12 protein-coding genes are annotated in these 13641 nt (G+C 37.6%); 10 read left to right on the forward strand and 2 right to left on the reverse strand.

Features of this window, described 5'->3' with window-relative positions:
- Positions 1-35 precede the first annotated feature (35 nt).
- From NIZ91_03075 to NIZ91_03105, 7 genes are all read left to right on the forward strand, one after another.
- Entirely contained in the window at positions 36-1157 is a 1122-nt protein-coding gene (locus NIZ91_03075) for an ABC transporter ATP-binding protein (GenBank protein USY55666.1), read from the forward strand.
- On the forward strand, positions 1154-2083 hold the full coding sequence (locus tag NIZ91_03080; protein ID USY55667.1) for a sugar ABC transporter permease: 930 nt from the start codon (positions 1154-1156) through the stop codon (positions 2081-2083). The genes NIZ91_03075 and NIZ91_03080 overlap by 4 nt, the downstream gene beginning before the upstream one ends.
- On the forward strand, positions 2080-2892 hold the full coding sequence (locus NIZ91_03085) for a carbohydrate ABC transporter permease (protein ID USY55668.1): 813 nt from the start codon (positions 2080-2082) through the stop codon (positions 2890-2892). Before NIZ91_03080 ends, NIZ91_03085 begins: the two co-directional genes overlap by 4 nt.
- Before the next feature lie 13 nt (positions 2893-2905).
- Complete coding sequence (locus tag NIZ91_03090; protein ID USY57077.1) at positions 2906-4246, forward strand: ABC transporter substrate-binding protein; 1341 nt, start codon at positions 2906-2908, stop codon at positions 4244-4246.
- Positions 4247-4314: 68 nt separating this feature from the next.
- A complete protein-coding gene (locus tag NIZ91_03095; protein ID USY55669.1) occupies positions 4315-5043 on the forward strand; it encodes a glycerophosphodiester phosphodiesterase in 729 nt (242 codons plus the stop codon).
- Positions 5044-5438: 395 nt separating this feature from the next.
- Positions 5439-6314, forward strand: a complete 876-nt coding sequence (locus NIZ91_03100) for a cation diffusion facilitator family transporter (GenBank protein USY55670.1) — start codon at positions 5439-5441, stop codon at positions 6312-6314.
- 154 nt (positions 6315-6468) lie between these two features.
- Positions 6469-8490: a methyl-accepting chemotaxis protein gene (locus NIZ91_03105; GenBank protein ID USY55671.1), complete on the forward strand. Its 2022-nt coding sequence runs from the start codon at positions 6469-6471 to the stop codon at positions 8488-8490.
- Positions 8491-8535: 45 nt separating this feature from the next.
- Here NIZ91_03105 and NIZ91_03110 read toward each other — a convergent pair whose 3' ends face one another.
- Positions 8536-9726 carry a dicarboxylate/amino acid:cation symporter gene (locus NIZ91_03110; protein USY55672.1) on the reverse strand — a complete coding sequence of 397 codons (1191 nt, stop codon included), beginning with the start codon at positions 9724-9726 and terminating at the stop codon, positions 8536-8538.
- A gap of 144 nt (positions 9727-9870) precedes the next feature.
- Positions 9871-10776 (reverse strand): RluA family pseudouridine synthase, encoded by a 906-nt coding sequence (locus NIZ91_03115; GenBank protein USY55673.1) that lies wholly within the window; start codon positions 10774-10776, stop codon positions 9871-9873.
- Positions 10777-10927: 151 nt separating this feature from the next.
- On the opposite strand from NIZ91_03115, the gene NIZ91_03120 reads away from it, so the two are divergent.
- From NIZ91_03120 to NIZ91_03130, 3 genes are all read left to right on the forward strand, one after another.
- Positions 10928-11329, forward strand: a complete 402-nt coding sequence (locus NIZ91_03120; GenBank protein USY55674.1) for a YhcU family protein — start codon at positions 10928-10930, stop codon at positions 11327-11329.
- 126 nt (positions 11330-11455) lie between these two features.
- Positions 11456-12994, forward strand: coding sequence for a GNAT family N-acetyltransferase (locus NIZ91_03125; GenBank protein USY55675.1), 1539 nt, complete (start codon positions 11456-11458; stop codon positions 12992-12994).
- A gap of 89 nt (positions 12995-13083) precedes the next feature.
- Positions 13084-13638 (forward strand): glycerol-3-phosphate responsive antiterminator, encoded by a 555-nt coding sequence (locus NIZ91_03130; GenBank protein ID USY55676.1) that lies wholly within the window; start codon positions 13084-13086, stop codon positions 13636-13638.
- The last annotated feature ends 3 nt before the right edge of the window (positions 13639-13641 follow it).

Here is a 13641-nt window from a genome sequence, read left to right on the forward strand (position 1 = left end):
ATCTTTGTCCGTAAAGTAAAAAAGGGAGTGATGATATGAAAAGAGTACAGTTACAAAATTTCAAAAAATCGTATGATCAAAAAACAAATGTGATCAGCGACATTAACGTCACGATTGAAGCAGGAGAATTCTTTGTATTAGTTGGCCCGTCTGGATGTGGAAAAAGCACGATGCTTCGAATGATTGCTGGACTTGAAGACATTACAGAAGGCAACTTGTTTATTGGAACAGAAAAAGCAAATCGCTTGTTACCGAGCCAACGAAACTTATCAATGGTATTTCAAAATTATGCATTATATCCGCACTTAACGGTAGAGCAAAACATTACCTTTGGCTTGCACACAAAGAAAATTTCTAAAATAGAGCAAAGAGAGCGCTGTCATGAAGCTGCTGAGCTTTTGGGTCTTGACCAACTTTTGAATCGTAAGCCAAAACAGCTTTCTGGTGGACAGCGTCAGCGTGTTGCTCTAGCACGAGCAATTGTGACGCAGGCACCCATATGTTTAATGGATGAGCCATTATCAAACCTAGATGCGAAGCTTCGTGCCAAAATGAGGTCAGAAATCCGGCAGCTTCAGCGTAAGTTAGGCATCACAATGATTTATGTAACTCATGATCAAACAGAAGCGATGACAATGGCAGATCGCATGATGATTTTAAACGGTGGGCATATCCAACAGGTAGGGAAGCCCTTAGATATTTATAATTCACCTACCAATACGTTCGTTGCTTCATTTATTGGCGGGCCTCCTATGAATTTAGCAACCGTACAAGTGCATTCACATCAGCTTATTTTTGAACAAGGTCAGTCACTTTCATACCCTATGTCTATCGAATTAATGACGGAACATAAGGATTTAATTGTTGGCGTAAGGCCAGAAAAAGTGAAGTTGGCAAAAGGGGAGGAACCGAGCCTTTTAGTAAAGGTTATAAACGTAGAGATCTTAGGAACAGAAACGCTGATCACTTTTACAGTCGGTTCAAGCGAACAATGGATTGCTAAATGGAATGGTCAATGGAATATTGCTGTTGGTGATGAGATTCCGCTTTATATTGATTCAAAAGATATCTTTTTATTTCATTCTGAAACCGGTGAATGCGTGCATCAAGACACAAAGCATATTACGTCACACACGGTTGAGGAGGAGTTAGCATGAGTGCTATCCCGAAGTTATCGAATGCTGAGGCGATAAAACCGAAGCTTGTGTCTAACAAACGTTCATCAATGCTGGAAGGTTTGACTTACTTATTGCCTTCTATCCTTTTATTTAGCGTGTTCCTCTTTTATCCTATGCTTCGCACGCTGTATTTAAGTCTATTTATCACGGATAGTCAAGGTGTGCCCTTACGATTTGTCGGGGTAGATAATTTTGTGAATTTACTATCGAATCCTAATTTCTTGCAAAGTATGAAAGCTACTTTTTTATTTGTTTTATACACGGTACCTATTGGAATTACTCTCGCTTTATTTTTGGCTTTAATTGCTAATGAAAAGTTAAAAGGAATCGGCTTTTTCCGTACGATGTTTTCATCCACAATGGGTATGAGCGTAGCCGCATCATCAGTTATTTGGATGTTTATGTATAATCCTGCTATCGGTATTATAAATAAAGTCCTCAATACGGTAGGTATCCAAGGAGTTCAATGGCTGCTTGATCCAAAGTTTGCGCTCATTGCGGTATCCATTTCAACAGTTTGGATGAACGTTGGTTTTACTTTTTTAATCTTGCTTGGAGGTTTACAAAATATTGATGAAAAGCTTTATGAAAATGCGCAGATTGCAGGTGTGAGCTATTGGTATCAGCTAAGAAAAATAACGATTCCTATGCTATCTCCAACACTATTTTTTATCATTACTGTTTCGTTTATTAACGCATTTCAGACCTTTGGTCAAATCGACATTTTAACAAAAGGTGGTCCGACAGATTCTACAAATGTAATTGTTTACTCTATCTATAAAGATGCGTTTATTAATTACAATGTGGGCTCTGCCAGTGCACAAGCGGTTATCTTATTTTTCTGTATTCTGATTTTAACCATCCTTCAATTTAAACTAGGCGAGAGGAAGGTTCACTATCAATGAGTAAAACAAGAAAGTTTATCACATACACCCTATTGATTACCTCAACTTTTATTATCGTATTTCCTATTTTATACGCCTTTTCCATCAGCTTTATGACGGGAGCACAGGTGTTAGAAGGAAATCTTTTACCAACTTCGTTTACGTTTGAGAACTATCGAGCGGCTTTTGAGCGAGTACCGCTGTTGCATTATTTGCTTAACAGTTTCGTTGTGTCTATTTCCGTTATGCTTGGACAAATAATTGTTTCTAGCCTTGCAGCTTTTGCTTTTGTATTTATCTCATTTAAAGGAAGAGAGGCACTGTTCTTTCTCTTTATCTCTACAATGATGATTCCTTGGGAAGCAACGATGGTTCCAAACTTTTTAACAATTCAAAAGCTTGGTTGGCTGAACAGTCATCTCAGCTTGACTATCCCGTTCTTTGCTTTAGCATTTGGAACATTTTTGTTACGTCAGCAGTTTAAAACGATTCCTCATGAACTTTATGAAGCTTCTCAGGTTGCAGGAATTAGTCGCTTCCGCTTCTTTTGGAATGTTGTACTACCAGTTTCAAAGACAAGCCTGGTTACATTAGGAGTCTATAGTTTTTTAACGACTTGGAACATGTACTTGTGGCCACTTCTTGTTACCAACACTGAAGAGGCACGAACAGTACAAATTGGTTTGAAACAGATGCAAACTCAAGAAATTTCGACGGATTGGGGGGTGGTGATGGCAGCGGTTGTTGTAGTGATTTTACCGACATTATTACTTCTATTCTTAGGACAAAAACGACTTCAAAAAGGTCTCACACAAGGTGCAATTAAATAAGGGAGTGACAATGATGAAAAAATGGTTAGCGATACTGAGTGCTTGTATGTTAATGCTTGTTGCAGCATGTTCAAATTCGAGTAGTGGTTCTGAAGTGCAGGAGACAAAGAAAACAGAAGATGGTAAAACAGAAGTCGTCTTTTGGCATGCTATGAGCGGTGATTTAGAAAAAGTGTTAAATACAATGGTAGATGATTACAATAAGTCACAGGATGAAGTAGAAGTGAAGCCGATGTTTCAGGGAACATATGAAGAGGCATTAACAAAATTTAATACGGTAGCAGGCACAAAAGATGCGCCTTCTGTTATGCAAACATTTGAAGTAGGAACAAAATATATGATTGATAGTGGAAAGGTTCAACCTGTTCAAAAGTTTATTGATGAAGAAAACTATGATACCTCTCAGTGGGAACAAAATATTTCAAGTTATTATCAAGTAGACGGTGAACAGTACTCAATGCCTTTTAACTCGTCAACTCCCGTCCTTGTTTATAATAAAGACGCATTTAAAGAAGCGGGGTTAGATCCCGAAAAAGCACCAACGACTTACGATGAGCTACAAAAAGCAGCGGAAAAATTAACAAAGAAAAAAGGAAATCAAACAACGCAGTACGGATTCTCTATTTTAAATTATGGTTGGTTTTTTGAAGAGTTGGTAGCTGCTCAAGGTGGGTTATATGTTGATAATGAAAATGGCCGCAGCGGTAATGCTGAAAAAGCAGTCTTCAATGGAAAAGAAGGATTGAACGCGTTCAATCTTATTTCAGATATGTATAATGATGGTACATTCTACAATGTAGGACAAAATTGGGATGATATTCGAGCAGCGTTTCAATCAAAGAAAGTTGCTATGTTTTTAGATTCATCCGCAGGTGTCAAAACGTTGATTGATAATGCTCCATTTGAAGTAGGAGTGGCCTATTTACCAGTTCCAAAAGAAGAAGATCGCCAAGGGGTTATCATTGGAGGTGCTTCACTTTGGATGTCTAACGGGATTAGTGAAGAAACACAAAAGGCAACATGGGATTTCATGAAATATCTTGCAACACCTGAAGCTCAGGCAAAATGGCATGTAGAAACAGGCTATTTTGCTATTAATCCTAAAGCATATGAGCAAGATATTGTAAAGAAAGAATGGGAGAAATATCCTCAATTGAAAGTAACGGTTGACCAATTGAGCCAGACAAAGCCGTCTCCAGCAACACAAGGTGCGCTAATTTCTGTTTTCCCAGAATCTCGTCAGAAAATTGTATCGGGGATGGAAAGTTTATATCAAGGTGTGAAACCACAAGAAGCCTTAAATCGAGCAGCGGAAGAGACTAATCGTTCTCTTGAAGCAGCGAATCAAAAATAAGAAATGATATAAGGCCCGTTTAGGAAAAGGTAAGCGGGCTTTTATTCTACATAATAAGGGGAGTCGGTATGAGTCAAAAAACAAAGGTTTATGCCCATAGAGGGTTTAGTAGCAAATTTCCAGAAAATACGATGAGAGCATTTGAAGAAGCTAGGAAGAGAAATGTAAGTGGTATTGAACTAGACGTACAGCTAACAAAAGATGGAGAAGTCGTTGTTATTCATGATGAAGAAATAAATCGAACTACTAATGGCATCGGCTATGTTCAAGACTTTTTCTTAAAGCAAATTATTTTATTTGATGCCGGAACTTGGTTTCATAAGGCGTTTCATCAGGAGGCTATCCCTACGCTTCGAGATGTGTTTGAATGGATAGTTAGTACAAAGAGTGTGCTAACCCTTAATATTGAGCTGAAAAATGATGTGATAGCGTATGAAGGTCTGGAAGAAAAGGTGCTAGAGCTTATAGAAGAGTATGAGCTTGGAAACCAAGTCATTATCTCATCTTTTAACTACAAAAGCTTGATAAAAGTTAGGGATATACATCCACATATTTCACTAGGATTTCTCTTTGAAGGAATTGATAACAAAGCAGTTGAAAAAGCTTTGACCATTCAGGCAAGTGGCCTTCACTGTGAAGCTGAATATGCGTTTTCAGCAGAAGCAAAAAGAGCGAAGGCAGCTGGATTAGAGCTTCGCGTATATACGGTTAACGACAAGCACTTGTTTCTTCAACTGATGAATGAAGGCGTAGATGTTATTATGACTGATGACTTGGAAATAAATAAAAGAATGTAAGTGAATGAAAAAGGCCGTAAACTAACTATTTCAGTTAATGAGATGTCCGAATTGTTGAGAGGTAAATCCTTTTGGTGGTTCGGATATTTTTGTTGGCTTGAAAAATAAGTTAAGAAATTAGTGGAATAGGGGACAGTGTCTGTAGCGCGATAGAACCAATGGTTTCTTACAAACTAACTATTTTAAAAACATCATGACTCGTCTTGGAGACAGAATCATTTAGTCATAGCCTAGCCTCTTTTCAAGTTGTACAAATACAACTTCTTTTCCATAAAACTAAATAGTTTAATAGGCTCTATTTACGTGTTAAGAGTCAACAATGTTTCTATAGACCCACACGAAACTCGTTTGGTACACTAGTTTTGCTCATTTTGTTGAGAAAGGTTGCGAACAGTGTGGAAAATTATTATGAACAAGCTCAAAAAGGTGCATGGGTTAGCATTGTCTCATATATTACATTATCAATTTGTAAATTAGTTATTGCATTTATTGCAGGTTCATCGGCTTTAAAAGCGGATGGTTTAAATAACGTAACGGATATTATCGCTTCAATTGCTGTATTAGTTGGATTGAAAATCTCTCAGAAGCCTCGAGACCACGATCATCCATATGGCCATTCGCGTGCAGAGCATATCGCTTCTTTAATCGCATCGTTTATTATGATGGTTATTGGTTTGCAAGTTCTTGCTGATGCAGGACAATCTATCTTTTTAAAAGAAGTAGAAGCTCCTAATCTATTAGCTGCATGGGTAGGGTTGGCTGCCGCAGCTATTATGTTTTTGGTTTATCGTTATAACATTAAGCTTGCTATTAAGCTAAACAGTCAGTCGCTTCGAGCTGTAGCAAAAGATAATCTATCAGATGCATTAGTCAGCATTGGCGCTGTTATTGGAATTGTTGGCTCTCAGTTTGGATTACCTTGGATCGACTTGGTTGCAGCTATTATTGTTGGATTAATCATTTGTAAAACTGCTGTAGAAATCTTTAAGGAAGCGACGCATTCCTTGACGGACGGGTTTGACCAAGAGCAGTTATTGCATTATAAAGAAGTTATTTCTGAAGTTAACGGCGTAAACGAAGTTCACGATGTGAAAGCCAGAATGCTAGGCAATCACGTTGTTTTAGATGTAACGGTAAAGGTTGACCCCTATTTAGACGTCATTAACAGCCATCAAATTGCTGATAAAATAGAACATATGATGAGCGATGAGTATCAAATTAAAGATACGCTGGTACATATTGAGCCGGATGTATCAAGAAAGTTAACGTGAAAAGAGTGTTTTTCTTTAGTGAAAACACTCTTTTTTCTTTTATCAGAAGTAGATTGTTAGAAAAAAGTACTTGAAAACTCTTCACATTTTCAGATAAGTATCCGTTATAAAAGAGGACAGTGAATTAATGAATGTAATGTAGAAAGGTGAGAGTATGAAAAAATTAAGCACCAAAATGATTCTATTCTTCACATCGATTATCATCATCTTATTATTGCTTGTTTCAGGAATTGTTTATCAATTTACGAAAAAGCAAATTGAACACGATGTGCAGGTACAATCACAAACGCTCGTGGGAGAGCTCAAAACAAATATCGATACTTATTTGAAAATGTATAGTCGTAAAGTAGCTGAGTATAGTGAAAACGACGTACTGGTTAACTTTCTAAAAGAAGAAAAAGAGCCACAAAAAGACAGCTACTTTAGCTGGCAAACGGTCCAAAGGGAATTTCAGCAAGTAAGCGAAAAATATCCAAATATGGCCCTCCAATATATTGGAACTGAAAATAAAGGAATGTACACGGTTCCGACGTTAGAATATGACGCAGATTATGACCCAACTGCTAGACCTTGGTATAAACAAGCAGTTGAAAGTCCTGGAGAAGTTATTTATACAGAACCGTATGAAGATGCATCTACTGGAAAGACGGTAGTAACTATTGCTAAAACAATCGAAGATCCTCAAACAAATCAACGTCTAGGGGTACTAGCAATCGATTTAGAGTTAGATGCTTTAAATTCTATGGTAGCAAAAGCTCAAGTGAATTATGATGGTTACGCTTTTTTATTTGATCAGCAAGGTCTTGTTCTCGTTCATCCAACCGCAACAGGCAATGAGTTGCAAAAAGAAGCGTTTATGGATGACGTTTATGCAAAAGATAAAGACTTTCTTCATTATAAATACAAAGGAGAGGATCGAGTTCTAGCCTTTGAGACAATTGAAGATACAGGGTGGAAAATAGGAAATGCCTTTATTTACGATAATATGCTTAGTAGCGCTAAGGAAATCTTTCGTATCATTATGACTATCGCAGCCGTTGGGATTTTATTATCAATTCTCCTAATCTTCTTTATTTCAAAAAGCATGACAAAGCCAATTGTTCGATTAAAAGAAGAAGTGGCAAAAGTGGCAGAGGGAGATTTAACGGTTCATATCCAAACCAAATCTAAAGATGAAATTGGTCAACTAACCAACTTGTTTAACGTGATGGTAGGGCGCAATCGCCAATTGATTGCAGCTGTTCAAGAATCTGTGGAAACAGTCAAGGTTTCTGTGGAAAATTTAAGTGCAGTATCAGAAGAAGCAACAGCATCTAGTGAAGAGATTGGAAGAGCCATTCATGAAATTGCAAGCGGCGCAACGCAGCAGGCTTCTGATGCTGATTCAACTAATCATAAAACGATGAGTTTATCAGCCCAAATTGAGCAGGTAATTGATAAAAATACCAAAATTAATACGTTAACGAGTGAAGCGATTCAAGCAAATACGCATGGTTTACATCAAGTGCAGTCACTGCGTGAACAAACGAATCAGTCTGCTAAAACGATTGAATCAGTTCAAGTTGTTATTAATGAGTTGACAGATAAGATGCAAGAGATTGAATATGTTATTCATACAATTAATGATATTTCAGATCAAACAAACTTACTTGCGTTAAATGCCAGCATTGAAGCTGCTAGAGCAGGAGAACACGGAAAAGGGTTTGCAGTAGTAGCAGAAGAAGTACGTAAGTTGGCTGAACAGTCATCTACTGCAACAGAGAAGGTTCGTTTAACAATTGCCAGCATTCAAAAAGAAGTTGCCATGGCTCGTCAAGAATTTGACCATACAAGAGAGCTATCAGTAGCGCAAGAAGGAGCCGTAGCGGATACAGAGCAATCATTTCGTGATATCGCCCAAAATATTGAACAGGTCGTTACATCTATTCAAGATGTGATGAACAATATGCAGGAAATTGATACTCATAAAGATGGTGTAGTAGCATCGATTCAAAGCATTGCAGCCATCGCGCAACAGTCGGCTGCAGGAACAGAAGAAATTACTGCATCGACTGAAGAGCAAATCCGAGCTATTTCGACTGTATCTGAATCTGCTGAACACCTGCAAGAGCTAAGTGAAGAGCTAATGAAAATGATTCATCAGTTTAAGATTGAAGAGGACATAAAAGGAGAATAAATAGTTAAGAAGCACAGCCTCAGGCTGTGCTTCTTAGTATCGAATTTAGCTAGCTTTTTGAATGGATTCAGCTTTGGATTTTTCAGAAGTAAAGCGATCAACTAATTGTGAAATTGCTCCGTCTCCTGTTACGTTACACGCCGTTCCAAAGCTGTCTTGAGCCATATATAGCGCAATCATGAGAGAAGTCATCGTTGCATCAAAACCTAGCATCGTTTGCAGTAAGCCTAAAGAAGCCATAACGCCACCGCCGGGTACACCTGGTGCGGCAATCATAGTAATTCCCAACATCAAAATAAAAGGTAAGACCGTTCCAAATGCTACTTCGGTACCGTTGATGTACAGTACAGCCATTGCACATGAAACAATAGTAATAGTGCTTCCTGATAAATGAATAGTAGCCAGTAATGGAATTGAGAAATCAGCTACTTTATCACGTACCCCATTCTTTTTGGCACGTTCCATTGTAACGGGAATTGTTGAAGCAGATGACTGTGTGCCCAGTGCTGTAAAGTAAGCGGGCATCATATTTTTTAATAAAGCAAGCGGATTTTTCTTAACTAACGTGCCAGAAACGCTGTATTGAACAAGTAAAATAACAAAGTGAAGAATCAAAATCATCACAAATACTTTTGCAAAAACGCTCATAATGGTCTGCACTTGACCACCTTGTGTCATGTTGGCAAAAATCCCTAAAATGTGAATCGGTAGTAAAGGGATAATAACCTTGCCAATCAGTAGTTCCACAACCGAACGAAAATCAATCATTACTTTTTTTAATGAATCATTTTTAATAGCTGCCATGCCTAGTCCGAGAGTAAAAGCTAATACAAGTGCTGTCATCACTTCCATTGGAGCAGGAATTTGAAGTTCTAAGAAAGGTTTTAGTAATGCTTTCTCAGGGTTTTCAAATGCAGAAGATTGAATGGAGTTATTCAGCATAACCGGATATAAATTATGCGCAACAAGATAAGCTAATAATCCAGCTATTGCTGTAGATCCATAAGCTAGAGCAGTTGTTAATCCTAAATATTTTCCTGCTCCCTTTCCAATTTCTCCGATTCCTGGAGCAATGAATGCAATAATAATGAGAGGAATTGCAAATTCTAAAAAGTTTCCAAATATTTCATTGAACGTAGCAAATATGCGAACAAACCATCCTGGCATAAAGCTTCCGATTACAACACCGGCAAAAATAGCCAAGATAATCCGTGGTAAAAGCCCAATTTTCTTCATGATGTCCTCCTGTGAAGTACAAATGTTTTCTAAGAATGTATTATACAGAAAGAGGGGCGAAATGTTAAGAGGAAATTTTGTTCAGAGTAAATAAAAAACAGCTTCGCTCCAACACTAAGCGTTGAGAAAGAAGCTGTTTCGTCTTTAAAAATACTGATTATATGGAATTAACGAAGCCTGGTCGGTTTTTGCTGTTACGCAAATATCTTCGTGTGTAAATGGATGCCAAAAGGCTAATTTAAAGGCATGTAAAGCTTGTTGTTGACCGCTTTGTTTACGTCCGCCATACAAGGTATCGCCGATTAAAGGATGGCCGATATAGCTTAAATGCACACGAATTTGATGCGTGCGTCCACTTTCGAGCATAAGTGAGACGAGCGCCTCATTTTTTGACTTGTTTTGTCTCAACACTTGAAAGTGAGTAACTGCAGCTTGACCGGATTTTGAGACTCTTCTCCTTGTAGAGTGATGGCGGTCTTTCCCAATCGGTTCTGAAATTGTTCCTTGTTTTTTAGCAAATAGGCCGTGTACAAGAGCAACGTATGACCGCTTAATTTGTCTTTGTGCCAGCATCTGATCAAATACAGAACTAGCAACATGGTGTTTGGTAAATAAAATAGCTCCTGACGTATCGCGGTCAAGCCGATGAACATGTCGAGGTTTTGTGTATAAACCTTGTGTAGAGAAATAATAAGCAACAGCGTTTAACAGTGTCTTAGTATCTTCAGGAGATGAAGGATGTGTATCCAAGCCCTGTGGTTTATTTATAATTAACACATGAGGGTCTTCATACAAAATTTCAAGCGGTAGTGGATACGGCTTAATTGTATGCTCTTCCGGGCTGTAAAGGTGAAGGTCAGCTTTATCTCCTTCTTGTAGCACATATTTCCATGGTAAGGTTTCTCCATTTATTTTGATGCTTTTATTCATTCGAAATAAATGCAGCGTTTTTTTAGAAAGATGCCATTTTTCTTTTAAATAGTCTTCAATTGTTAACTGACTGTCTTGTTTAGTAATGGGAATTTTTACCCATTCACTTTTTGCATTCACGCTTATCTCATCCTTTTCTTTCATGAATTATGGTAGATTTCAACAAGTGCGGAAGTTCCTTTTTTTAGGAGGAAATAACTACCTTATCTTCTTTGTTTTTATTTATGTTATCCTACGTATATAAACTTGTTTTATAAAAGGAGGGGCAACGTTGAAAATTGCATGTGCAGCTCCAGCTGAGATGGAACATTACATAGAAGAATTAACAGAGCAACTTCTATATGATTTATTACCTCAATATGTATCAGATGAACGACTACAGCATATTCATAGCCATTATTTACTTGGTCATCATGATGAGTCTAACCCATTATATAATGGATTACTTGATGAAGCATTGCAAGTCATTAGTAGTTTGCAAACAGTTATTGCTTTAGTTGAATCCATTCAACATCGTCCAATTAAAAAGAGTGATCGTGATCGATTCGGTAAAAATGTGAGAATACTTAGTAAATTTGGGTTTGTTTTTCCTTTATCTATTGAACTTTTTGAACGAGAGAACTTACTTGTATCTTATTCACAACACTCATCTCAAACTGAATATTATCATTAAAAAGGAGCATCCGCTGGGTGTTCCTTTTTTTAGGATGCTAAATAGTTAGAATTTTTAATTTTGTTTAATATAATGAAAAAAAGGGAAACTAAATTTTCAGTTATGTGCGAAAGAGGGTTGGTAAATATGTCAACAATAGATTTGTCTAAGTTTGAAAAGAAAATGATTATACGAAACATTAAACACTCTGATATAGATGCAATATTAGCACTTCAAAAACTATCATTCCCAGGAATGGAGCCGTGGAAGCGTGAGCAGTTAGAAAGTCATCTTGAAATCTTTCCAGAAGGTCAAATTTGTGCAGAGTTTGATGGAGAGATTATTGGTTCATGTTCAAGTTTGATTGTCAACTTTGATGAGTATGATGACCAGCATACGTGGGATGATATTACAGATGAAGGATATATCACAAATCATAATCCAGAAGGGTATAACCTATATGGAATTGAAGTGATGGTTCATCCAAATTATCGTGGGATGAAAATTGGGCGACGACTCTATGAAGCGCGCCAAGACTTAGCACGTGAACTGAACTTAAAAAGTATTATCATTGGTGGGCGCATTCCTAATTATCATAAACATTCAGGAGAAATGTCTCCTCGTGAATATGTAGAACAGGTAATTCACCATAAAATTTATGATCCTGTTTTATCATTTCAATTAATGAACGGTTTTACTTTGATGCGAATCAATCCTGGCTACCTCCCAGATGATTTAGCTTCTAATAAATATGCAACGCTCATGGAATGGAATAACGTAGACTATGTGCGACGTTCAAAACGCCATTTCAAAACATCATTCCCAGTGCGAATCTGCGTTGTGCAGTATATGATGAAGCAAATCAATTCATTTGAAGAGTTTGCTACTCAAGTGGAATACTATACGGACGTTGCGTACGATGCGAAAGCAGACTTTTGTGTATTCCCAGAGATATTTACGACGCAGCTTATGTCATTTTTAGATGAGCAAATTCCAAGTAAAGCGATTCAACGCCTTACAGAGTACACAGAAGAATACATTGAGCTCTTCACAGGGTTAGCTGTAAAATATAACGTAAACATTATTGGCGGTTCACACTTTGTGGAAGAAGATGACGGCGATATCTTTAACATTGCGTACTTATTCCGCAGAGATGGAACAATTGAAAAGCAGTATAAGGTGCATATTACACCAAATGAACGCAAATGGTGGGGGATTAGTCCAGGAAATGATGTAGAAGTATTTGATACAGATTGTGGGAAAATTGCCATCCAAATTTGTTATGACATCGAATTCCCTGAACTGGCACGAATTGCAACAGATAAAGGAGCTAACATTATCTTTACACCTTTCTGCACAGAAGACCGTCAAGGTTATTTACGCGTTCGCTATTGTTCTCAGGCACGCGCTGTAGAAAATCAAATTTATACCGTAATTGCAGGGACAGTAGGGAATTTACCGGAAACAGAAAATATGGATATTCAATACGCGCAATCAGCTATCTTTGCCCCTTCAGATTTTGAATTTGCAAGAGATGGTATTGTAGGAGAATGTAATCCAAATATTGAGATGGTCGTTATTGGCGACGTTGATCTGGAGATTTTACGCAGGCAGCGCCAATCGGGAACGGTTCGTCAGTTAAAAGATCGTAGACATGACGTTTATAATATTAAATATAAAAAATAAATTACGCCGCACCATGCAAATGCATGGTGTTTTTTTACTCATCTTTTGTCATAATATAAAGAAATAAATAAACAGAGTGAGGGGAAAACATGAGTTTTCATGGACAATCCGTTTTGCCTGCTGTACGTGATATGAAGCAGCTGGAACGTTTTTTAGCAAGTGAATATGAGTATGGTGTTTTGTTAGATAACCAAGTAGGTTTACTGCGAGGCATTATGAAAGAAGTTCATCGACACCAAAAGAAAATGATTATTCATCTCGATTTAATACATGGTCTAAAGCAAGATGAATATGCGGTTGACTTTCTATGTCAAGAATTGAAGCCGGCTGGCATTATCTCCACGCGTACCAACGTGATTTTAAAAGCGAAACAGCGAGGTATTTATGCCATTCAGCGCGTCTTTTTGCTAGATAGTACAGCCCTTAAGAAAAGCTATGAGCTCATTAAAAAGGTAGAGCCAGATTTTATTGAGCTATTACCAGGGATTATTCCATCACTTCTTAAAGAGGTAGCGGAAGAAACCGGGATACCAGTTCTCGCGGGTGGTCTTATTCGAACGGAAGAAGAAGTAAAGAATGCAATCGCTGCAGGTGCAGCTGCAGTCACTACTTCGAATAAACAATTGTGGAATACGTTTAAATAAAGA

The organism is Bacillus sp. 1780r2a1, assembly GCA_024134725.1.
GTDB lineage: Bacteria > Bacillota > Bacilli > Bacillales > Bacillaceae_H > Priestia > Priestia aryabhattai_A.

Coding starts and splice junctions, on each gene's coding strand:
- NIZ91_03075 (USY55666.1), top strand. CDS start 36: ATGAAAAGAGTACAGTTACAAAATTTCAAAAAATCGTATGATCAAAAA.
- NIZ91_03080 (USY55667.1), top strand. CDS start 1,154: ATGAGTGCTATCCCGAAGTTATCGAATGCTGAGGCGATAAAACCGAAG.
- NIZ91_03085 (USY55668.1), top strand. CDS start 2,080: ATGAGTAAAACAAGAAAGTTTATCACATACACCCTATTGATTACCTCA.
- NIZ91_03090 (USY57077.1), top strand. CDS start 2,906: ATGAAAAAATGGTTAGCGATACTGAGTGCTTGTATGTTAATGCTTGTT.
- NIZ91_03095 (USY55669.1), top strand. CDS start 4,315: ATGAGTCAAAAAACAAAGGTTTATGCCCATAGAGGGTTTAGTAGCAAA.
- NIZ91_03105 (USY55671.1), top strand. CDS start 6,469: ATGAAAAAATTAAGCACCAAAATGATTCTATTCTTCACATCGATTATC.
- NIZ91_03110 (USY55672.1), bottom strand. CDS start 9,726: ATGAAGAAAATTGGGCTTTTACCACGGATTATCTTGGCTATTTTTGCC.
- NIZ91_03125 (USY55675.1), top strand. CDS start 11,456: ATGTCAACAATAGATTTGTCTAAGTTTGAAAAGAAAATGATTATACGA.
- NIZ91_03130 (USY55676.1), top strand. CDS start 13,084: ATGAGTTTTCATGGACAATCCGTTTTGCCTGCTGTACGTGATATGAAG.